This window comes from Micromonospora sp. NPDC049203 (genome assembly GCF_043197215.1).
Lineage (GTDB): Bacteria > Actinomycetota > Actinomycetes > Mycobacteriales > Micromonosporaceae > Micromonospora.
In genome coordinates, this window is sequence record NZ_JBICSV010000003.1 from 171,215 (window position 1) to 190,708 (window position 19,494).

22 protein-coding genes are annotated in these 19,494 nt (G+C 72.2%); 13 read left to right on the top strand and 9 right to left on the bottom strand.

Features of this window, described 5'->3' with window-relative positions:
* Nucleotides 1–210 precede the first annotated feature (210 nt).
* From ACGFIA_RS09800 to ACGFIA_RS09810, 3 genes are all read right to left on the bottom strand, one after another.
* Nucleotides 211–969, bottom strand: coding sequence for a VOC family protein (locus tag ACGFIA_RS09800; RefSeq protein ID WP_357386863.1), 759 nt, complete (start codon nt 967–969; stop codon nt 211–213).
* Between the two features lie 94 nt (nt 970–1,063).
* Complete coding sequence (locus ACGFIA_RS09805; protein WP_357386865.1) at nt 1,064–1,801, bottom strand: ABC transporter permease; 738 nt, start codon at nt 1,799–1,801, stop codon at nt 1,064–1,066.
* 9 nt (nt 1,802–1,810) lie between these two features.
* Nucleotides 1,811–2,698 carry an ABC transporter ATP-binding protein gene (locus ACGFIA_RS09810; RefSeq protein ID WP_357386867.1) on the bottom strand — a complete coding sequence of 296 codons (888 nt, stop codon included), beginning with the start codon at nt 2,696–2,698 and terminating at the stop codon, nt 1,811–1,813.
* A gap of 149 nt (nt 2,699–2,847) precedes the next feature.
* Between ACGFIA_RS09810 and ACGFIA_RS09815 the strand changes: the two genes are divergently transcribed.
* From ACGFIA_RS09815 to ACGFIA_RS09830, 4 genes are read left to right on the top strand one after another with little or no spacing between them, the layout of a single operon-like run.
* Nucleotides 2,848–3,168: a type VII secretion target gene (locus tag ACGFIA_RS09815; RefSeq protein WP_357386869.1), complete on the top strand. Its 321-nt coding sequence runs from the start codon at nt 2,848–2,850 to the stop codon at nt 3,166–3,168.
* An 11-nt stretch (nt 3,169–3,179) separates the two neighbouring features.
* Nucleotides 3,180–4,106 carry a WXG100 family type VII secretion target gene (locus ACGFIA_RS09820; RefSeq protein WP_393259477.1) on the top strand — a complete coding sequence of 309 codons (927 nt, stop codon included), beginning with the start codon at nt 3,180–3,182 and terminating at the stop codon, nt 4,104–4,106.
* Between the two features lie 9 nt (nt 4,107–4,115).
* Nucleotides 4,116–4,469 (top strand): YbaB/EbfC family nucleoid-associated protein, encoded by a 354-nt coding sequence (locus ACGFIA_RS09825; protein ID WP_357386873.1) that lies wholly within the window; start codon nt 4,116–4,118, stop codon nt 4,467–4,469.
* Nucleotides 4,470–4,473: 4 nt separating this feature from the next.
* Nucleotides 4,474–5,073 carry a hypothetical protein gene (locus ACGFIA_RS09830; RefSeq protein WP_357386875.1) on the top strand — a complete coding sequence of 200 codons (600 nt, stop codon included), beginning with the start codon at nt 4,474–4,476 and terminating at the stop codon, nt 5,071–5,073.
* 5 nt (nt 5,074–5,078) lie between these two features.
* On the opposite strand, the gene ACGFIA_RS09835 is transcribed toward ACGFIA_RS09830, so the two are convergent.
* Complete coding sequence (locus ACGFIA_RS09835; RefSeq protein ID WP_393259479.1) at nt 5,079–7,124, bottom strand: HelD family protein; 2,046 nt, start codon at nt 7,122–7,124, stop codon at nt 5,079–5,081.
* A 254-nt stretch (nt 7,125–7,378) separates the two neighbouring features.
* Between ACGFIA_RS09835 and ACGFIA_RS09840 the strand changes: the two genes are divergently transcribed.
* From ACGFIA_RS09840 to ACGFIA_RS09850, 3 genes are all read left to right on the top strand, one after another.
* A complete protein-coding gene (locus ACGFIA_RS09840) occupies nt 7,379–7,960 on the top strand; it encodes a winged helix-turn-helix domain-containing protein (protein ID WP_357386878.1) in 582 nt (193 codons plus the stop codon).
* Between the two features lie 40 nt (nt 7,961–8,000).
* Entirely contained in the window at nt 8,001–9,296 is a 1,296-nt protein-coding gene (locus ACGFIA_RS09845; RefSeq protein WP_357477979.1) for an MFS transporter, read from the top strand.
* Nucleotides 9,297–9,433: 137 nt separating this feature from the next.
* Nucleotides 9,434–10,285 carry a menaquinone biosynthesis protein gene (locus ACGFIA_RS09850; protein WP_357477977.1) on the top strand — a complete coding sequence of 284 codons (852 nt, stop codon included), beginning with the start codon at nt 9,434–9,436 and terminating at the stop codon, nt 10,283–10,285.
* Between the two features lie 6 nt (nt 10,286–10,291).
* On the opposite strand, the gene ACGFIA_RS09855 is transcribed toward ACGFIA_RS09850, so the two are convergent.
* Nucleotides 10,292–11,230: a hypothetical protein gene (locus ACGFIA_RS09855; protein ID WP_357386882.1), complete on the bottom strand. Its 939-nt coding sequence runs from the start codon at nt 11,228–11,230 to the stop codon at nt 10,292–10,294.
* Nucleotides 11,230–12,204, bottom strand: coding sequence for a hypothetical protein (locus tag ACGFIA_RS09860; protein WP_357386884.1), 975 nt, complete (start codon nt 12,202–12,204; stop codon nt 11,230–11,232). Before ACGFIA_RS09860 ends, ACGFIA_RS09855 begins: the two co-directional genes overlap by 1 nt.
* Nucleotides 12,205–12,562: 358 nt before the next feature.
* Here ACGFIA_RS09860 and paaA point away from each other — a divergent pair, with 358 nt between their 5' ends.
* From paaA to paaE, 5 genes are read left to right on the top strand one after another with little or no spacing between them, the layout of a single operon-like run.
* On the top strand, nt 12,563–13,630 hold the full coding sequence (paaA, locus tag ACGFIA_RS09865; protein WP_357477974.1) for a 1,2-phenylacetyl-CoA epoxidase subunit PaaA: 1,068 nt from the start codon (nt 12,563–12,565) through the stop codon (nt 13,628–13,630).
* Entirely contained in the window at nt 13,627–13,914 is a 288-nt protein-coding gene (paaB, locus tag ACGFIA_RS09870; RefSeq protein ID WP_357477971.1) for a 1,2-phenylacetyl-CoA epoxidase subunit PaaB, read from the top strand. The genes paaA and paaB overlap by 4 nt, the downstream gene beginning before the upstream one ends.
* A complete protein-coding gene (gene paaC / locus ACGFIA_RS09875; protein ID WP_357386888.1) occupies nt 13,911–14,630 on the top strand; it encodes a 1,2-phenylacetyl-CoA epoxidase subunit PaaC in 720 nt (239 codons plus the stop codon). Before paaB ends, paaC begins: the two co-directional genes overlap by 4 nt.
* Nucleotides 14,631–14,661: 31 nt before the next feature.
* Complete coding sequence (paaD, locus tag ACGFIA_RS09880) at nt 14,662–15,138, top strand: 1,2-phenylacetyl-CoA epoxidase subunit PaaD (protein WP_357477965.1); 477 nt, start codon at nt 14,662–14,664, stop codon at nt 15,136–15,138.
* A complete protein-coding gene (paaE, locus tag ACGFIA_RS09885; protein ID WP_357386892.1) occupies nt 15,135–16,247 on the top strand; it encodes a 1,2-phenylacetyl-CoA epoxidase subunit PaaE in 1,113 nt (370 codons plus the stop codon). Before paaD ends, paaE begins: the two co-directional genes overlap by 4 nt.
* Nucleotides 16,248–16,259: 12 nt before the next feature.
* On the opposite strand, the gene ACGFIA_RS09890 is transcribed toward paaE, so the two are convergent.
* The 3 genes from ACGFIA_RS09890 to ACGFIA_RS09900 form a co-directional block, all read right to left on the bottom strand.
* Nucleotides 16,260–16,910, bottom strand: a complete 651-nt coding sequence (locus tag ACGFIA_RS09890; protein ID WP_357386894.1) for a hypothetical protein — start codon at nt 16,908–16,910, stop codon at nt 16,260–16,262.
* 155 nt (nt 16,911–17,065) lie between these two features.
* Nucleotides 17,066–17,593 (bottom strand): hypothetical protein, encoded by a 528-nt coding sequence (locus ACGFIA_RS09895; protein WP_393259483.1) that lies wholly within the window; start codon nt 17,591–17,593, stop codon nt 17,066–17,068.
* 34 nt (nt 17,594–17,627) lie between these two features.
* Nucleotides 17,628–18,023, bottom strand: coding sequence for a hypothetical protein (locus ACGFIA_RS09900; protein ID WP_120572083.1), 396 nt, complete (start codon nt 18,021–18,023; stop codon nt 17,628–17,630).
* A 178-nt stretch (nt 18,024–18,201) separates the two neighbouring features.
* Here ACGFIA_RS09900 and mqnC point away from each other — a divergent pair, with 178 nt between their 5' ends.
* Nucleotides 18,202–19,392, top strand: coding sequence for a cyclic dehypoxanthinyl futalosine synthase (mqnC, locus tag ACGFIA_RS09905; protein ID WP_357477956.1), 1,191 nt, complete (start codon nt 18,202–18,204; stop codon nt 19,390–19,392).
* Nucleotides 19,393–19,494: the final 102 nt, after the last annotated feature.

A 19,494-nucleotide genomic window follows, 5' to 3' on the forward strand; every position in this document is an offset into this window, starting at 1 on the left:
CTCGCATCCTGGATCGGTGTCCCGTTTCCCGGGATGGCAGATAGATCTTGGTACGGAATGGCCCCCGGCAGGGCCGATTCGTACCAAGATCTCGACGGTCCTCGCCTCACCCCGGCGATCTTGCACTTTTAGTCCCGGCAAAAGGGGTGTATGCCCCGTCGGGAGGGCCGCAACTGCAAGACGACGGCGGGTGGGGGTGGGGGGTGTGGGTCAGCGGAGGGTGGAGATGGAGAAGAGGGCGCCGGACGGGTCGCGTAGGGCGGCGCCGCGTCCGGCCGGGTTGTCGCGGGGCGGGACCAGGATGGTGCCGCCCAGTTCGGCGGCCCGGGCGGCGGTCGCGTCGGTGTCCTCCACGGCGAAGTACACAGCCCAGTACGCGGGCAGGTCCGCCGGCAGCGGCTCGGCCCGGGGCAGCATCCCGGCGACGATCCGGGCGCCGCAGCGCCAGCCGGTGTACGCGTCCGGCCCGGCCGGTCGTTCCTCCGGATGCCAGCCGAAGACCAGCGCGTAGAACTCCTTCGCGCCCTCCGGGTCGGGGGTGACCAGCTCGTTCCAGCACATCGCACCCGGCGCGTTGTACAGCTCGGCTCCGCGCATCGCCATCGGCTGCCAGACGCTGAACACCGCGCCGGCCGGGTCGGCGAGCACTGCCATCCGGCCCTGCTGGGCGACGTCGAACGGCGAGACGACCACCTGCCCGCCGGCCGCCTCCACCCGGGTCGCGACCAGGTCGGCGTCGTCGGTCGCCACGTACATCGACCAGACCGGCACCTGGTCCGGCGTGGCGGGCGGCCCGGCCCCGGCGACCGCCTTGCCGTCCTTGCGGAAGACGGTGTAGCCGTCGGCTTCCGGCTCGGGGGAGACCTGCCCGGTCCAGCCGAACAGCTCGGGGTAGAACCGTCGGGCGTCGTCCAGACCGGGCGTGGCCAGGTCCGTCCAGCAGGGCGTGCCGGGCTCGACGCCGTTCACGGTGACCCCTCTCGCCGGGGGCGGCTCCGCTCGCCCGCCCTGTCGGCATCGTGGCACCGCCGGGTCGGCCACCGGGCCGGAACCGGACAAAAGGTCAGCTGAAGCGGCGTCCCTCGTCCCGCCGGTACGCCCAGCCGGCGAGCGCGGCGAGCACCAGCACCCAGACCACGAGCATCACCAGCGCCCGGGTGTCCGGCCGGAAGTCGGTGACCGCCGCCCAGATCAGTTCCACGGCGCCCCGGGTGGGCAGGTAGGGGGCGATCGCCTTGATGAAGCCGGGCGCGTCGTCCGGCCCGGAGAGGAGCCCACCGCCGAACGCGAGCGGGAAGAAGATCACCTGTGCCACCACGATCGCGGCCTTGCTCGGCAGCGAGTAGCCGATCGTCAGGCCGAGCAGCGTGAACGGCACCGAGACCACGGCCACGGCGCCAAGGCCGAGGAGGAACCGCACCGCGCTGACCCGCGCCTCGGTGGCGACCGCCGCGATCACCACCACCGGGATCATCGACACGTAGGTCAGGACCACCCCGGCCAGGATCCGCCCGGCCAGCCGCGGAGCCGGTCCCGTCGGCAGCGTCCGGGTGTACGGGTTCCAGGGCTGGTCGCGGTCCTCGGAGACGCCTACGCCGTACTGGAAGATGTTGGCGGTCATCACCGCGAACGTCACCATGGCGGCGGTGGCGTAGGTGGCGCCGGCCGGGTCGTCGCCGGCGAACGGCACCACGAAGAAGAGCATCGAGGCGGCGGGGAAGAACGCGCTGCCCACCACCGCCACCGGCACCCGGATGATCTCCAACAGGTGGTAGCGGGCGTGGACCAGGGCGAGCGGCACGGCGGTCTCCTAGGCGGGGGTGGGCGCGGGCCGGTCGTCGGCCGTGATGGCGAGGAACGCCTCCTCCAGCGAGGTGGGCCGGACCTCCAGATCGTGGAACGGCACCCCGGAGGTGACCAGGTCGCGGACGAGCTGGTCGGCGTCGGTGGTGAGCAGGTGCACCCGCCCGTCGGCGCGTTCGGTGGTGACCACGCCCGGCAGCGCCGGCAGGTCGTCGGCGACCAGGCTGACCCGGCGTACGCCGACGATCCCGCGGATGGCCGCCACCGAGTCGTCGGCCAGCACCCGCCCGTGGCCGATCACCACCACCCGCTGCGCGAGCGCCTCCACCTCCTCCAGGTAGTGGCTGCTCAGCAGCACGGTGCCGCCGTCGGCGTGGAAGCCGCGGATCGCGTCCCAGAGCGCGTGCCGCGCCTCCACGTCGAGGCCGGTGGTCGGCTCGTCGAGCACCACCAGCCGGGGACGGCCGACGAACGCCAGCGCCACCGCGAGCCGGCGACGCTGCCCGCCGGAGAGACCGCCGGTCTGCCGGCGTGCCTGGTCGGCGAGGCCGAACCGGTCGAGCAGCTCGCCCCGCGGCACCGGGTCGGGGAAGTGCGCCGAGACGAAGTCGACCACCTCGCCGACCCGCAGCGTGCCCGGCAGGCCGGTCTCCTGCGGCGTGACGCCGAGCTGCCGCCGGCTCGCCGGGTCGCGCGGATCGCCGCCGCACAGCTCGACCCGGCCGGCGGTGGGGCGGCGCAGCCCGACCAGCAGGTTGATCAGTGTGCTCTTGCCGGCGCCGTTCGGCCCGAGCAGGCCGACCAGCTCCCCGGCCCGGACGGTCAGGTCGACCCGGTCCAGCGCCAGCACCTCGCCGTAGCGGCGGCTGACCTGTTCGGCGCGGGCCAGGATCATCGGTGGTCTCCTCGGGCGGAGGGGCTGTGCATCCCCTGTCTACCGTGCCCGCGCCAGTCGCGGTGTCCCGTGCCCGGCTGCGCGCATCCCCTAGTCTGGTGACGCCGTCGACGACGGTGGAAGTTCCGACCGGACACTGGGGAGGGTCCGTGACCAGTCCGAGCAGGAATCTCGACGTCCAGCCGGAGGCGCTGAGGACGTTCGCGCTCGCCTCCCGGGACCGCTCCTCCCGGTTCCGCGAGTTGGAGCGGATGTTCCGCGACGGCCACGTGGCCCGGCACTCCTTCGGCGTGATGCCCGCGTCGTTCAGCCTCGCCGCCGCGTACGAGCAGCAGTTCGAGGCGTGCCTGCAAGGGCTGGCCGACGGCGCCGAGACCATGCTGACCATCGCCTCGGGCCTGATGGAGACGGCCGCCGCCTACGACGACACGGACGCGGCGAACGACACCATGTTCACCGCCGGCGGCTGAGGGGTGGGGCGATGAGCACCGAGGCGCTCCAGCGCAACAAGACCTACTTCGAGCAGATCGTGTCGGGCACGCCCGACCCGTTCAAGCCGCTGTCGAACGCGGTGCTCTGGCCGTTCGAGCAGCTCCTGGAACTGGTCGCCGGTGAGCCGGACGACCTGATGCGGGCGGCCCAGCTCGCGATGACCACCGGCGAGGCGGTCCGGCAGATCGCCGGTGACCAGGTGGCGGACCGGGCCCGGCTGCGCGGCGCCTGGAACGGCCACGCGGCGGAGAAGTTCCACGCCTCGATGCAGTCCATCGAGGCGGCGATGGACGACCTCGCAGCGGGGCTGGACGGCACCAAGGAGGTGCTGGTCGACTCCGCGAACGCGGCGGTGGACGCGTTCAACCTGCTGGTCGAACTGATCCTGGAGTTCCTGCTCTGGTTCCTGACCGAGGTCATCATCGCGGCGGTGGCGGCGGTGCTGAGCGCCGGGGTGAGCCTGGCCGCCACAGTGGTACGCGTGCTGGCGAGACTCGCCACCACGGTCGGCCGCATGGTGAAGATCGTGGCGCGGTTCGCGGAGATCCTCACGAAGCTCGCCACCAAGCTCCAGAAGGTCGCCAACCTGATCGAGCACTACGCCAAGGTGGTGATGGAGCTGCGCCGGGCCAAGAAGGCGTACAGCGCGTTCAACAAGTCCGGCTACACGAAGGCGGCGCTCGCCTTCAAGGTCGAACGCGCCGCCGTCCTCTTCCCGGGCAAGTTCGTCATCAACCAGGCGTCCCCGGTGAACATCCCCGGCATGGGCGGTGCCCTGCTCGACACCGGCATGGGCCTGCACGACGTCTCCGACGGGCGCAAGGACCGCAACTACCTGGTGGACGGCACGTACCGCGACGATCTCGGCCCGTACACCAAGGGCGTGCAGAACGTGTTCGACTCGATCGTGAACTGAGAGGCAGCAATGACGTTCCCGGCCCTGGACCGGATCGAGGCGCTCGCCCGCAACCTGGACGGGTGGCAGCGTGAACTCGGCGCGCGGATGGCCGAGCTGGAGCAGAGCAGCGCCGAGGGCGTGAGCGACTCCGGCCTGGTCACCGTCGTGGCCGCCGCCGACGGCAAGATCCTCTCCACCGACATCAACGCACGGGCCATGCGCCTCGACTCGTACACGCTGGCCGAGGAGATCACCTCGGCGGCGAACCGGGCGCAGGAGGCCGCCGCCGCCCGGGTCCGCGAGATCGTCGGCGAGGTGATGAGCAACGCGCCGGGCGCGGAGCGCCCCGCCGACGACGGCTACGGCCACGACCGATACTGAGCCGATGGACGAGACCAGATACCGCGACCGGATCGGCCTGCTCGTCGAGCCGGGCGAGCGCGTCCTGGCCCACGCCAAGGCCGACGTCGGCCAGGGGCTCGCCCCGGCTCCGCCGCCCGAGCCGGAGCCCACCGCCGAGCCGAGCCGGCGGACTGCCGGCTCGGTGCTGCTCAACGTGCTGCTGCCCCTTGCCACCTGGGATCGCGGCGACCGCCTGGTCGACGCGATCGGCTGGGGGATCGCCGGGCGCGGCGCACCCGGCTCGGCCGCCTCCCGGCTGCACCGCGCGCTCCGCCCGGCCCGGCCCGACCTCCAGGTCCGGGAGACGCTGCTCGCGGTCACCGACCGGCGGCTGGTGGTCTGCCGCACCGGCGGCGTCAAGCTGCTCGCCGGGCGCGAGGCCGAGGAACGCGCGCTGGCCGAGACCGCGGTGGCCTGGTCGGCCGCGCGTGCGGAAATCGCCTCCGCGCGGGTGGGCTGGCACCGGCTCAACCCGAAGCGGCTGCGGATCGACTTCACCGACGGTTCCTGGCTGTCGTTCACCGTGCCGATCGCCGAGTCGGGCCGCCCGCTGCGCGAGGTAGCCGCCGCGCTGGCCGTCTGACCGCGTCAGGCGGTCAGCGGCGCGGGCAGCGGCTCGCGGTGCAGCACGGCCAGCCGGGAGACCGCCCGGGTCAGCACCACGTAGAGGCGATGCAGCCCACGCGGCTCGGCGGCCACGATCGCGGCCGGCTCGACGACCACCACGTGGTCGTACTCCAGGCCCTTGACCAGCGTCGCCGGAACCACGGTGACGCGCGCCGCGGCCTCGACGTCGTCGGCGGTAGCGGTCTCGACACCCGCGTCGGCGAGCGCCGCGCGCAGCCGGTCGACAGCGTCGTCGGCGGCGATCACACCGACCGAGCCGTCGTGCGCGAGCGCCGCCCGCACCTCGGCCACCGTCGCGGCCGTCAGGTCCTCGGCGGTACGCACGTCGAGCGCGCCGTCGTGGCGAAGCGACCGGGCCGGGGGTACGTCGACGGCGAGCGCCGGCAGCAGCCGGTTCGCGAACGCGACCACGGCGGCCGGCACCCGGAAGCCCACACTCAGCGGCACCACGGCGGCGTCCGGCTTGCCCAGGTGGGCCAGGGACTCCCGCCAGTCGGTAGCCGCCCACGGCGCGGTGCCCTGGGCGAGGTCCCCGAGGAGCGTGATCGAGCCGTGCTCGCTGCGCCGGGCGATGGCGCGGCACTGCATCGGGGAGAGGTCCTGCGCCTCGTCGACCACCACGTGCCCGAAGCCGGCGGGCCGTTCGAGCAGCCCGGCGACTTCGTCGACGAGCACCGCGTCGGCGGCGGTCCACCGGGTCGCCTTCGCGGTGCGCGCGGTCTTGCCGGCGCGGAACAGCTCCTGCTCCTCGGGCGTGAGCAGGCCGTCCGCGGCGGCGGCGAGCGCGTCGGCGTCGGTGCGCAGCCGGTGCAGCAGGCCGTCCGGGGTGAGCGCCGGCCAGACCGCGTCGAGCAGGTCGGTGACCGGCTTGATCCGGCTCATCCGGCGCAGCCAGGCGTCGCTCGGTGACTCCGCCCGGCGGGCCTCGGCCTGGCGTTGCAGCAGCCCCACCACCCGCGCCCGGACCCGCTCCCGGCCGGTCGCGTAGGGCAGGCCCTCCCGGCGCGTCTCGGTGATCAGCCGGTGCAGCGGGTCGAGCCCGATCCGCCACCGGTACGAGCCGTCCGACACCATGATCGGCTCGGTCGGCGTACCGATGTGGGCCTCGACGGCCCGGCGCAGCACCTCGGCCATCCGGACGTCGTGCTTGAGCGCGGCGGCGGCCGGGTCGTCCACCGCGCGGACCGGCACCCGAGCGACCAGGTCCTCCACAGTGGCCTGCTCGACCTCGACCTCCCCGAGGGCGGGGAGCACCGCCGCGATGTACGACAGGAACGCCCGGTTCGGCCCGACGATCAGCACACCCGAGCGGCGCAGCCGTTCCCGGTGCAGATAGAGCAGGTACGCGGCGCGGTGCAGCCCGACCGCCGTCTTTCCGGTGCCCGGGGCACCCTGTACGCAGATCGAGTCGGCCAGGTCGGCCCGGACCAGTTCGTCCTGCTCCGGCTGGATGGTGGCGACGATGTCGCGCATCGGGCCGACGCGCGGGCGCTCGATCTCGGCGGTGAGGATGCGGCTGGCGGTGCCGAGTTCCTCGCCCCGGGCCAGGTGCTCGTCCTCGAAGCTGGTCAGCGTCCCGGCGCTGAACCCGAACCGGCGGCGTACGGCGACGCCCTGCGGATCGCGTGCGCTTGCCCGGTAGAACGACCGGGAGACCGGTGCCCGCCAGTCCAGCACCAGCGGCTCGCCCAGCTCGTCGGTGACGTGCCGCCGCCCGACGTGGTAGTCCCGCCCGGCGTGGTCCGGGTCGTCGCCGCCGAAGTCCAGGCGGCCGAAGAACAGCGGGGTGCTCGGGTCGTCGGCCAGCTCCTTGACCCGCCGGGCCATGTGCCGGCCGAGCTGCTCGGCGGTGTACGAGTCACCGGCCACCTTGTCGCCGGTGGCGAAGAGCGCCTCGGCGCGTTCCCGCATCCGGGTCAGCGCGGCGCGGGAGGCGTCGAGGTGGGCACGCTCGGCGGCCAGTTCGGCGTCGAGGCTCGGTGTGGCGTCAAGGTCGGTTGCGGGCACGATGAACTCCGATGGCTCAACTGAGGCTCGCTCGCGTGTCCGGGGCGGTTGGCCTGCTCCCGGCGCGGGGACGTCCGCTGCGGTGCATGCTCACCGCGGCCGTCGGGCGGCCCTCGACTCTACCGGCCCCGAACGCCGACGCCACCGAATTTCCGAAGCAGGCACCGATCTTGGTACGGAACCGCCCTCATGAGGGCGCCCCCGTACCAAGATCTGGCTGGTGGCGGCGTCGGCGGACCCGGGATCATTGAGGCATGACGGAGGCGCTTCCCGGCAGGAGTCGGGTGACGATCAGTGACCCGCAGGTGATGCGGGCACTGGCTCACCCGGCCCGCATGGCGATCATGGAACACCTCGGGACGCTGGAGGGCGGTGCGACGGCCACCGAGTGCGCCGAGATCGCCGGGCTGTCGCCGAGTGCGACCAGTTACCACCTGCGCGAGCTGGCGAAGTTCGGGCTGGTCCAGCAGGCTCCCGGCCGGGGTGACGCCCGGGAGCGGGTCTGGCAGGCGGTGAATCCGTCGTACCGCGTCGAGGTGGGGCCGGGCGCCGACCCGGAGGCGCGTGCCGCCGAGGCGGCGCTGGTGGAGGCGCACATGGTCCGCGACGCCCAGCGGGTCCGGGACTGGTTGCGCCGCGCGCCGGACGAGCCGCCGGAGTGGTACGCGGCGACCTGGTTCAGCGACAGCATGCTGCTCCTGACCGCCGAGGAGTTGACCGAGTTGAATCACGCGATCCAGGCGCTGCTGGAGCCGTACCGGCGGCGGACCCGGGCCGATCCACCGGCCGGAGCGCGGCCGGTGGCGACGCAGTACCGGGCGATGCCGCTCGATTGAGGGGTTGCGCGCGTCAGTTGTGAAGGATTACTTTCGAAGTATGTCCTTCACAACTGACGAGTCGCGCTGGCCGGACGTCTGGCTCGCGGCGACCGCGCGCGGCGTCTCCAGTTGTGGGAACTTCCTGGTCACCAGCGCCCTCACGCTCGCGCTCCAGTCCGCCGGGGCCGGTGGGCTCGCGGTCTCCGGGCTGTTGCTCGCCGCGACACTGCCGCTCGTGGCGCTCGCCCCGCTGACCGGCCGCCTCGCCGACCGGGTGGACAGCCGGGTGCTGCTGATCGCCGCCGGGGCCGGCCAGGGTGCGACATGCGTGGCGCTCGCGTACGCCACGGATCCGGTGCTGGTGATCGCACTCGTGGCGCTGCTGGCCACCGGTCTCGCGGTCACCCAACCGGTGATCTCCGCGCTGGTGCCGGTCATGGTGCTGCCCGAGGACCTGCCCCGGGCGGGCGCGCTGAACCAGACCGCCGGCACGCTGGGCGCACTCGCCGGGCCGGCGCTGGCCGGGCTGCTCGTCGGCCAGTTCGGCACCCGGGTGCCACTGCTTCTCGGCGCCCTCAGCTATCTCTCGCTGGTGGCGGCCGGGCTGTTCGTCCGTACCCACAGGGGAGGCCGCAGGGCGGCGGCCGGAACCGCCGCCGTGGCCGCACCCCGGTGGCGGCTGCGGCGCGACCCGCTGCTGACGGTGATGGTCGGCAGCCTGGCCGCCGTGGTCGGCGCGGTCGGGGCGGTGAACGTCATCGAGGTCTTCTTCATCCGGGAGACGCTCGGCAGCAGCGCCACCGTGTACGGCCTGGTCACCGGCTCGTGGACGCTCGGCATCGTGCTCGGCGCGTGGCTGTTCGCCCGCGTCGCCCGCCGGCTCGCCGACGACGGCGCGCTGCTCGGGGCCGGGCTGGTGCTGCTCGGCGGATGCGGCGTGGCGGTGCTGGTCTCGGCGGCGGTGCCCTCGGCGTGGCTGCTCGTGCCCATCTGGCTGCTGGGCGGCGTGGCAAACGGCGGCGACAACGTCTTCAACAACCTGTTGCTGGCACGGCGGGTGCCGGAGGCGGCCCGGGGCCGGGCCTTCGCCACCTTCGGTGCGGCCGCCCAGGGCGCCGCGATGGGTGGCTACCTGGTCGGTGGCCTGCTGCTGGAGGTGGCCGGCCCGCGCACGCTCGTCGCCGGGTGCGGCGTGGCCGGCCTGCTGGTGGTGGTGGCGCTGGCCTGGCCGGTCCGCCGCGCGGTACGCGCCGAGCGCGCCGCCGCCCACGCCGCACCCGCCGCCCGCGCCGCCCGCGCCGCACCCGCCGCCCGCGCCGCCCGCGCCGCACCCGCCGCGGCGGAGCCCGCGTGACCGCCGCTGTTAACAAGGGGCCCTTCCTCTACCGCAGGCGTTAACAGGGGGCCCTTCCTTTCATTACGGGTGCGGAGTTCACCACTCCATCGGCTCCCCCGGCGGCGCGACGCAAGCCACGGCGATACGGTCGGGGCATGGCCGACCGCATCGCCCGCCCCCGGGTGGGGCACATCCAGTTTCTCAACTGCCTCCCGATCTACTGGGGGCTGATGCGATCCGGCGCGCTCATCGACGTCGACCTGCACAAGGACTCGCCGGACCGGCTGAGCGCCGCCCTGGTCGCCGGTGACCTGGACATCGGCCCGATCACGCTGGTGGAGTTCCTCAAGCACGCCGACGACCTGCTGCTCCTGCCCGACCTGGCGGTCGGCAGCGACGGGCCGGTGCTCTCGGTGAACGTCGTGTCCACCCGCCCGTTGGGTGAGCTGGACGGCGCCCGGGTGGCGCTCGGCTCCACCTCGCGTACCGGGGTGCTGCTGGCCCAGCTGCTGCTCGCCGAGCGGCACGGGGTACGCCCGGAGTACTTCCGCTGCCCGCCGGACCTGACCCAGATGCTGCTGGAGGCCGACGCCGGAGTGCTCATCGGCGACGTGGCGCTGCGCGCGCTCTACGAGGCGCCGGCCAAGGGTCTCGAGGTGACCGACCTGGGGCAGGCGTGGCACGACTGGACCGGCCTGCCGATGGTGTTCGCCGTCTGGGCGGTACGCCGCGAGTTCGCCGCCGCCCACCCGGGACTGGTCAAGGAGGTGCACGAGGCGTTCCTGCGCTCCCGTGACCTGTGCCTGGCCGAACTGGACCAGGTGGCGGAGGCGGCGGCCCGCTGGGAGACGTTCGACGCGGCGACGCTCGCCACGTACTTCCGCGCGCTCGACTTCTCGCTCGGCGAGCGGCAGGTGGCCGGGCTGCGCGAGTTCGCCCGCCGGGCGGCCGCGTACGGGGAGGTGCCGGCGCTGCCGGCCGACGGTCCGGAGTTCTTCCAGGGCTGAGCTTGCTCAGGTGGCCGGGCGCAGCAGCGCCTTGGTGATCCGTTCGCAGGCGTCCATGCCGTAGTCCCAGCCGCCCTCGACGCCGAACGGGGTGCGGAGCATCACGCCCATCGTCCAGGTGTCGCCGATGGCCAGGCAGTTGACGTGGTACTCCTCTTCGTCCTGCCGGTCGATCCACCCGTTCTTGATGGCGATCTTCTTCTGCTCGGCCGCCGGGAACGCCTTGCGGATGCCGAAGTCACCGGGGGCGCGTACCTGGCGCATCTCGTTCAGCAGCCACTTGGTCCACTTCGGCCCGGCGGCCCGGCCGTCGTCGATGCAGAGGCCGAGGCGCGCGGCGTCCCGGGGCGACAGCAGCGTCTGGCTCCAGCCGCCGTCGGAGGCGACCTCGCTGTCGGTCAGCTTGCAGATCGAGATGAGCCGCTCGATCGAGTCGGTGCCGCCGACGCTCCGGTAGAACTCCTGGGCCCGGGTGTTGTCGCTGTCCCGGATGATCTTCGTGGCGTCGGCCAGCTTCGCGTCGCTCGGCGTCTTGCCGTCCTCCGCGCTCAGGCGCAGGTAGTCGGCCACCACCCAGGACTTGATCAGGGACGCGGTGGTGCTCGTCTGGCCCATGTTCGCCGAGCCGATGATCTTTCCGGTGCGCTTGTCCAGCACGGACCAGCCGTACCAGCCCTTGATCTTGAGGCTGTCCAGGTTCTTCGCCTCGAACGGCAGCGGTTCCAGGGATCGCGAGGGGGCCACCCGCGGTTTCGCGCCGCGGTCCACGGTCCGCTGGGCGGACCGCTCGCCGGCCGGCTCCGGACGCGAGTTCGCGGTCGCCTCCAGCGGTGAGCCGGGGATCACCCGCAGGGAGAGGCCGAGCAGGCCGACGAGGGCTACCGCCAGGGCGCTGAACGCGAGCGGGCGCCGATAGCTGCCGGGCCGACGCCGGGCACCGGCCATCAGAGCTTCCCGACCGGCTGCTGCGGCACCTTGAGCGCCGCGCCGGGCTGCGGCGTCACGAGCTGGGTGGCGACGGCGGCGCACATCTTCGCACCGTACGGCAGGCCGGCGCTTCCCGGGTACCGCATCATCACGGCGAGACTCCACTTGTCGGTGAACGAAAGGCAGCTGACGTGCCAGTTGCCGTCGTAGGCGAGCTGCGTCCAGCCGTTCTTCATGTGCACCGGACCCTGCGCCTTGATCGTCGCGGGCAGGCCGTCGATGATGCCCCACCGGCCGCCGCCGGATCGCGTGGCCTGCTTGGTGACGCTACCGGCCACCTTTGTCATCTCGCTGAGCAGCCACTCGGTCCACTTGGGGCCGGCGGCGCGGCCGTCGGCGATGCAGTCACCGAGGCGGGCCGCGTCCCGGGGGGACATCTCGGTGAAGCTCCACCAGCCCTTGTAGTCGGGCACGGTACCGGGCCGGGTGTCGGTCAGACCGCAGATCCGGATAGCGCGGGCGATGACCGGGTCGGGCCGGCCGCCCGGCTGCGGCTTGTAGGAGCCGCCCGCCGCCCGGTAGACGGCGTTCGCGCCGTCGTCGTCGCTGTCCCGGATCGCCAGGATCGCCGCCTTCTTGAGCCCGGCGCTCGGCTGCTTGTCGCCCAGCTGGCGAAGGTAGTCCGCGACGATCCAGGCCTTGAGCATCGACTCGGTGGAGCTGGTCTGGTTCATGTTCTGCGCGCCGGTGACCCTGCCGGTCTCGCGATCCATCAGGGCCCAGGAGAAGAATTCGCCCTTGAAGTTCACCGACACCGGCGCGTCGCGCAGCGTCGGCGCAGCCGGCGCCGTCGGGGCGGGCACCGGGACCTGCTCGCCGCCGCCGATGCCCCCCGCGCCGGCGGAGAACTTCGCGTACGCGGCCGGCACCAGCATGACGCCACCGATGAGGATCGCCACGATGGCGACCGCCATGGTCACGCGAGGTCGCATGAGTGGTGAGCTCCAGATGTCTGGCCGGGGGGACCGGCGCTTCGCATGGGTCCGGCCCGGTCGCCGACAGGCCGGGGGACGATGGCCTGAACGGTGACGATCATGAAGCCGAACGGTTTGCCGGGGGGAAGTCTACTTCCGGACAGTCCTGATGACAGGTCTCGACACCCATGACTTTGCCGGGTCGGCGGGATATTGAGCCACTTTGCCTCTCTTGGGAGGTTTAACCGGAGCTGAGTGATCGACATCACAGCGACCTGGGCCGATGAGGGGGCGCATGTGCCCGGTTGCGCGAGACGATCGCCGAAACCTGTTACACCCCCTGGTGTGGTTCGTGCCGAGCTGTAACACTGGCTGCATGTATGGCAACGACTTCGCCCCGCCGGAGGACGCTCCGGGCGGCGGCCTGCTCGGCGAGGTGGAGGCCGCGGAGGCGGCGCTGCGCGAGGCGGCGGCGCGGTCCCGGCGCGGCGGCGCGGTGCCCGACGAGGATGTCGAGGCGTACTTCGCCGACGTGATCAGCGCGGATCAGAAGATCGAGCCCCGCGACTGGATGCCCGAGGCGTACCGCAGGACGCTGATCCGGCAGATCGCCCAGCACGCCCACTCCGAGATCATCGGCATGCAGCCGGAGGGCAACTGGATCAGCCGCGCGCCGTCGCTCAAGCGCAAGGCGATCCTGCTCGCGAAGGTGCAGGACGAGGCCGGCCACGGCCTCTACCTCTACGCCGCCGCCGAGACGCTCGGGATCAGCCGCGACGAGCTGGTGGAGCTGCTGCTCGACGGGCGGCAGAAGTACAGCTCGATCTTCAACTACCCGACGCTGACCTGGGCCGACGTGGGCGCGATCGGCTGGCTGGTGGACGGCGCGGCGATCGTCAACCAGGTGCCGCTGTGCCGCTGCTCCTACGGCCCGTACGCCCGCGCGATGATCCGGGTCTGCAAGGAGGAGTCGTTCCACCAGCGGCAGGGCTACGAGATCCTGCACACGCTGGCGCACGGCACCCCGGCGCAGAAGGCGATGGCCCAGGACGCGGTCGACCGCTGGTGGTACCCGTCACTGGCCATGTTCGGCCCGCCCGACGGCGACTCGACGCACAGCGCCCAGTCCATGGCCTGGAAGATCAAGCGCTTCTCCAACGACGAGCTGCGTCAGCGCTTCGTCGACATGTGCGTCGGTCAGGCGGAGGTGCTCGGCCTCACCCTCCCCGACCCGGACCTGCGCTGGAACGACGAGCGGCAGGCGTACGACTACACCCAGCCCGACTACGACGAGCTGATGCGGGTGATCAAGGGCGACGGGCCGTGCAACAGGGAGCGGATGGCGCACCGGCGCAAGGCGCACGCCGACGGCGCGTGGGTACGGGAGGCCGCCGCGGCGTACGCCGCGAAGCGGGTGGAGCGAAAGGAATCGGTCGCGGCATGAGCAGTGAGTCATCTCCCCTGTGGGAGGTGTTCGTGCGGGCCCGCCGTGGCCTGTCGCACACCCACGTCGGCAGCCTGCACGCCCCCGACGCCGAGCTGGCCCTGCGCAACGCGCGGGACCTCTACACCCGCCGCCAGGAGGGCGTCTCCATCTGGGTGGTGCCGGCGAGCGCGATCACCGCGTCCAGCCCCGACGAGAAGGACGCCTTCTTCGACCCGGCCGCCGACAAGGTCTACCGCCACCCGACGTTCTACGAGGTCCCCGAAGGGGCTGCCCACCTATGAGTTTCGACTTCACGCTCGCCATCGGCGACGACGCGCTCATCGCCGCGCAGCGCCTCGGTGAGTGGACCTCCCGCGCTCCCGAGATGGAGGAGGACATCGCGCTGGCGAACATCGCCCTCGACCAGCTCGGCGCGGCGCGGCTGCTGCTCACGTACGCGGGCGAGCTGGAGGGCGCCGGCCGGGACGAGGACGCCCTGGCCTACCTGCGCGACGACCGCGAGTTCCGCAACTGCCTGCTGGTCGAGCTGCCGAACGGCGACTTCGGCGTGACCATGGCGAAACTGTTCTTCCTGGCCGCGTACCAGGTGCCGCTCTACACGGCGCTGGCCGGCTGCGCGGACGAGCGGCTGGCGGCGGTCGGGGCGAAGGCGCGCAAGGAGTCGGCGTACCACCTGGACCACGCCGCGCTGTGGGTGAAGCGGCTCGGCGACGGCACCGAGGAGTCGCACCGGCGCATGCAGGACGCGGTCGACCAGGTGTGGCCGTACGTCCACGAGCTGTTCGACCCGTCCCCGGCGGCGCCGGTCGACCCGGCCGGCCTCCGGGCCGACTTCGACGCCACGGTGACGGCGGTGCTGGACGAGGCCACGCTCACCCGCCCGGAGACGGGCTGGACGCCGGGTGGCGGCCGGGACGGCCTGCACACCGAACACCTCTCCTACCTGCTCGCCGAGATGCAGGTGCTGCACCGCGCCCACCCCGGAGCCGACTGGTGAGTGCGGGGAAGCGGAGCCCGGAGTGGCACTGGTGAGTGAGGCGAGGGCGGCCGCGGCGGCGGTGGTGGACCCGGAGATCCGGGTCATCACCATCGACGAGCTGGGCATCCTGCGCGCGGTCGACGAGGAGCCGGACACCGGCCGGGTCGTCGTCACCATCACCCCCACCTACACCGGCTGCCCGGCCATGGACGTGATCCGGGCGGACATCCGCCGGGCGCTGGCCGCCGCCGGGCACCCGGACGCCGAGGTCCGTACCGTCTACCACCCGGCGTGGAGCACCGACTGGATCTCCGACACCGGCCGGGCCAAGCTGGCCGCCGCCGGCATCGCCCCGCCCGCGCCGCGCGGCGACGACACGGTGGTGCCGTTGACGCTGGCCGTACGCTGCCCGCGCTGCGGGTCGCCGGAGACCAGCCAGATCAGCCGCTTCGGCTCCACCGCGTGCAAGGCGCTGTGGCGTTGCCGTTCCTGTTCCGAACCCTTCGACCACCTGAAGGCGCTGTGACTGTCACCATCACCCGGCCGGTGCGCCGCCGGCCGGTCTTCCACCCGTTGCCCGTGGCCGCCGTGGACCGGCTCACCGACGACTCGGTGTCGATCACGTTCGCCGTGCCCGAGGAGCTGCGCGAGACGTTCGCGTTCTCCGCCGGGCAGCACCTCACCGTCCGCCGCCCGGCCGAGGGCGACGGCGGGGAGGTGCGGCGGTCGTACTCGATCTGCTCCACCCCGGACGAGCTGGCCCGGCACGGCCGGGTGCGGATCGGGGTGCGTGAGGTCCCGGGCGGGGCGTTCTCCGCCTTCGCCTGCGGCGCGCTGCGGGGCGGCGACACCGTCGAGGTGCTGCCGCCGCTGGGGCACTTCACCTCCGCGTTCACCCCGGACCGGGCCCGCCGGTACGGCGCGGTGGTCGCCGGTTCCGGCATCACCCCGGTGCTCGGGCTGGCCGCGACCGCGCTGGCGACCGAGCCGCGCAGCACGTTCACGCTGGTGTACGGCAACCGCACGGCGAACTCGGTGATGTTCGCCGAGGAACTGGCCGACCTGAAGGACCGCTATCCGACCCGGCTGCACCTGGTGCACGTGCTGTCCCGGGAGATGGGCGAGTCGGCGTTGCTGTCGGGGCGGATCGACGCCGACCGGCTGACCCGGCTGCTCGACACTCTCGTCCCCGGCGACGAGATCGAGGAGTGGTTCCTCTGCGGCCCGTACGGCATGGTGGTGGACGCCAAGGCGGTGCTGGCGGGCCGCGGCGTGCCGGACGCGGCGGTGCGCACCGAGCTGTTCCACGTCGACGCGCCGCCGGAGCCGGTCCGCCGCGAGGCCGACCGGCCCGGGTCCGGCACCGACGTGACGATCGTGCTGGACGGCCGCTCGTCGAGTTTCACGATGGGCCGGGACGAGCGGGTGCTCGACGCGGCGCTGCGGGTGCGCGGCGAGTTGCCGTACGCCTGCAAGGGCGGCGTCTGCTCGACCTGCCGGGCGAAGGTGACGGCGGGTGAGGTGACGATGGCGCGCAACTACGCGCTGGAGCCGGACGAGGTGGCCGCCGGTTACGTGCTGACCTGCCAGTCCAGCCCGGTCACCGACGAGCTGACCGTCGACTACGACGCGTAGCGGCGCCGCCGGTCAGAACACCACGGGCGGTGCCGTGGCGGCGCGGCCACGGGCCCGGCTGACGTGGCCGCGCCACCCGCCGACCAGCGTGAGCAGGGTCCATCCCGCCGCACCGAGCACGAGCATGGCCCGCTTTCCGTCCGGGTCCACGTCCCGCTCGTCGGCCAGCTCCACCTCGCCCCGAGGGTCGACGACCACCGTCAGCCGCTGGCCGACCCGGTAGCCGGGGGAGCTGCCCCGGTAGACCAACGGCTCGTCGAGCCGGCCGGTGTCGCCCTGGAGGACGAACTCGTGCCGCTTGCCGACGGTCTCCACGTCGGTGATGGTCACCTGCTGGGCGACGCCGCGCTCCCGGAGGACCGACTCCGGCGCGAGCTGCACGGTGCCCACCAGCACGAACAGCGCCGGCAGCACCGACAGGAGGGTCAGCCACCAGCCCCGGTGCAGCAGGCGCAGGCCGACCGCGAAGGCGAGGCAGCCGGCCAGGGCGACGGAGATCGGCACGGCGATCGGCAGTCCCACGGTGAGGTGGCCGACCACCGCGCTGACCGCGATCACGGCGAGGCCGAAGCCGACGAGCACGGCGGTCATGGTGAGGGACCAGAGGGCGGAGCGGGCACCGGCCACGCGTACGGGAGCGGGTGAGGGCGATACGACTGACACGCCGAGAGCGTAGACGCGGCCTGCCACGTCCATTTCTTGTCCGAACGGTTCGGACAGCGGTAACCTTCAACTGCCAGGGGCACTAGCCCCGTGGAAGTGGACCCGGCAGCCTTCCGGACGGTGGGTGAGCCGGGTCTCGCGCTGTCTGCGCCTCGTCAGACCTGTCGCGACTCACTGATCATGCGGCGGATGGAGTCCTTCCAGCGCCCGCCTTTGGCCCAGCACCAGGCCAACGCGTCGGGAACGGCCAGCAGACACTCCTCGTGGGCGCGTAGCTGGTCGTACCGCAGCCTTCCGTCCACCCCACACTTCCTGACCTGCTCGAAGAGCAGGCGCTGATCGGCCTGGAAGGTCGAGTCGTCGCGTTCCAGGACGAGGCGGGCAGCCCCGATCTTCGCCGTGTGCTCCACCAGAGAGACGAGGCAGGCTTCGCGAGCGACCCGGGCGTTGCGATGGTCCTTCGCGTCGAAGATGACAGCGTGCGCGGAGAGCGCGAGAAACCCGTCGATGATCTGACGGCGCCGGTCGTCTCTCTCCTTGTGGAAGTGGATGCGGCCTTGGCCGGGCAGGATGAGATCCCGAATCGACCGGCGTGCAGCGTTCAGGTCGGCCGGGTGCATGACCACGGCGGCGACGAGTAGCCCTCGCTCCTTGGTCTCGTCGACGAAGACGTGCGCGGTCATGGGACGAGGCTCTCCTGTCGCTGCTCGGACCCGGTCAGGCGTTGACGATTTCCCTGATGCGGTCGAGCTTCTGCCGGGCGGTCAGGCCGGCGGGGTTCTTGGTGCCGATGACGTCCAGCTCCGCTCGGACGTCACAGTCGTCCGGCTGAAGGATTGCATCGATCACACGTGCTCGGGGGCCGCCGTCCCGGACGTAGATCCAGACCGTCTGCGACTGCCGTGGCTCGGTGTTGAGCGCCGCGTCGAGCCGGTGGGGAGGGAAGAAACCGAGGCCGGTCGCCCTGAGCGTGTCGGCGATCTCGGCCAGGACCCAGCGGCCGAGCTTGCGGTAGCCCAACTCGTCCCGCAACTCGCCGAGGGTTGCTTCCGTTAGTCCTCCGTCCGCTCGGCACCGGGCCGCGATGCCTGGAGCGGTGTCCGTCTCGCTCACGTCCCACCCCGATGCGTCGATGGATGTCGAACAAGATGATGCGAGATGCTCAACATCTTGTCAACGAACCAACGATGTTTTATTTCGATCTTGAGGATATTTTTGGGGAAGTGCGTTCGGCTCACACCGGAGGGCCCAGTACGGCGGCATCCACCGGTCGCGACGTACGCTCGGGGATGTGACGGCGAACCGGGAGATCGACGACATCCTGCAACGCGGCGCGGACGGCGGGCGGATCGCGCCCGAGGAGGCGCTGCTGCTCTACACCGACGCGCCCTTCCACGCGCTGGGCGAGGCGGCCGACGCGGTACGGCGGCGCCGCTACCCGGACAACATCGTCACCTACCTCATCGATCGCAACATCAACTACACGAACGTCTGCGTGACGGCGTGCAAGTTCTGCGCGTTCTACCGGGCCCCCAAGCACAAGGAGGGCTGGACCCACCCGACCGAGGAGATCCTGCGCCGCTGCGGTGAGGCGGTCGAGCTGGGTGCCACCCAGGTCATGCTCCAGGGCGGGCACCACCCGGACTACGGCGTCGAGTACTACGAGGAGCTGTTCTCCTCGGTCAAGAAGGCGTACCCGCAGCTCGCCATCCACTCGATCGGCCCGAGCGAGATCCTGCACATGGCGAAGGTCTCCGGCGTGAGCCTGGACGAGGCCATCGCCCGGATCAAGGCCGCCGGCCTGGACTCGATCGCCGGCGCCGGCGCCGAGATGCTGCCGGACCGGCCGCGGAAGGCGATCGCGCCGCTGAAGGAGTCCGGCGCCCGCTGGCTTGAGGTCATGGAGCTGGCGCACCGGCAGGGCCTGGAGTCGACGGCCACCATGATGATGGGCACCGGCGAGACGAACGCCGAGCGCATCGAGCACCTGCGGATGATCCGCGACGTGCAGGACCGCACCGGCGGCTTCCGGGCCTTCATCCCGTGGACGTACCAGCCGGAGAACAACCACCTGAAGGGCCGCACCCAGGCGACGACGCTGGAATACCTGCGGCTGGTCGCGGTGGCCCGCCTGTTCTTCGAGACGGTGCCGCACCTCCAGGCGTCCTGGCTGACCACCGGCAAGGACGTCGGGCAGCTCGCGCTGCACATGGGCGTGGACGACCTCGGCTCGATCATGCTGGAGGAGAACGTCATCTCCTCGGCCGGTGCCCGGCACCGGTCCAACCTGCACGAGCTGATCGGCATGATCCGGTCGGCCGACCGGATCCCGGCCCAGCGGGACACGCTCTACAACCGGCTGGCGGTGCACCACACGCCCGCCGACGACCCGAGCGACGACCGCGTGGTCTCGCACTTCTCGTCGATCGCGCTGCCCGGCGGCGGGGCCGGGAAGTCGCTGCCGCTGGTCGAGGTCAACTGACCCGGTTCCGCCGTTCGGCCGGTCGGGGTCCGTCATGCGGCCGGAGGTCCGCCCGTTTCCGGTGAAGCTTCGGCCCAGGGTCTTCACCCGCGTGATCACCGG

What these genes read in the sequence shown, in the direction of transcription:
- ACGFIA_RS09810 (WP_357386867.1), bottom strand. Translation starts at nt 2,698, where the DNA reads ATGATCCTGGCCCGCGCCGAACAGGTCAGCCGCCGCTACGGCGAGGTG.
- ACGFIA_RS09820 (WP_393259477.1), top strand. Translation starts at nt 3,180, where the DNA reads ATGAGCACCGAGGCGCTCCAGCGCAACAAGACCTACTTCGAGCAGATC.
- ACGFIA_RS09825 (WP_357386873.1), top strand. Translation starts at nt 4,116, where the DNA reads ATGACGTTCCCGGCCCTGGACCGGATCGAGGCGCTCGCCCGCAACCTG.
- ACGFIA_RS09830 (WP_357386875.1), top strand. Translation starts at nt 4,474, where the DNA reads ATGGACGAGACCAGATACCGCGACCGGATCGGCCTGCTCGTCGAGCCG.
- ACGFIA_RS09840 (WP_357386878.1), top strand. Translation starts at nt 7,379, where the DNA reads ATGACGGAGGCGCTTCCCGGCAGGAGTCGGGTGACGATCAGTGACCCG.
- ACGFIA_RS09845 (WP_357477979.1), top strand. Translation starts at nt 8,001, where the DNA reads ATGTCCTTCACAACTGACGAGTCGCGCTGGCCGGACGTCTGGCTCGCG.
- ACGFIA_RS09850 (WP_357477977.1), top strand. Translation starts at nt 9,434, where the DNA reads ATGGCCGACCGCATCGCCCGCCCCCGGGTGGGGCACATCCAGTTTCTC.
- ACGFIA_RS09855 (WP_357386882.1), bottom strand. Translation starts at nt 11,230, where the DNA reads ATGGCCGGTGCCCGGCGTCGGCCCGGCAGCTATCGGCGCCCGCTCGCG.
- ACGFIA_RS09860 (WP_357386884.1), bottom strand. Translation starts at nt 12,204, where the DNA reads ATGCGACCTCGCGTGACCATGGCGGTCGCCATCGTGGCGATCCTCATC.
- paaA (WP_357477974.1), top strand. Translation starts at nt 12,563, where the DNA reads ATGTATGGCAACGACTTCGCCCCGCCGGAGGACGCTCCGGGCGGCGGC.
- paaB (WP_357477971.1), top strand. Translation starts at nt 13,627, where the DNA reads ATGAGCAGTGAGTCATCTCCCCTGTGGGAGGTGTTCGTGCGGGCCCGC.
- paaC (WP_357386888.1), top strand. Translation starts at nt 13,911, where the DNA reads ATGAGTTTCGACTTCACGCTCGCCATCGGCGACGACGCGCTCATCGCC.
- ACGFIA_RS09895 (WP_393259483.1), bottom strand. Translation starts at nt 17,593, where the DNA reads ATGACCGCGCACGTCTTCGTCGACGAGACCAAGGAGCGAGGGCTACTC.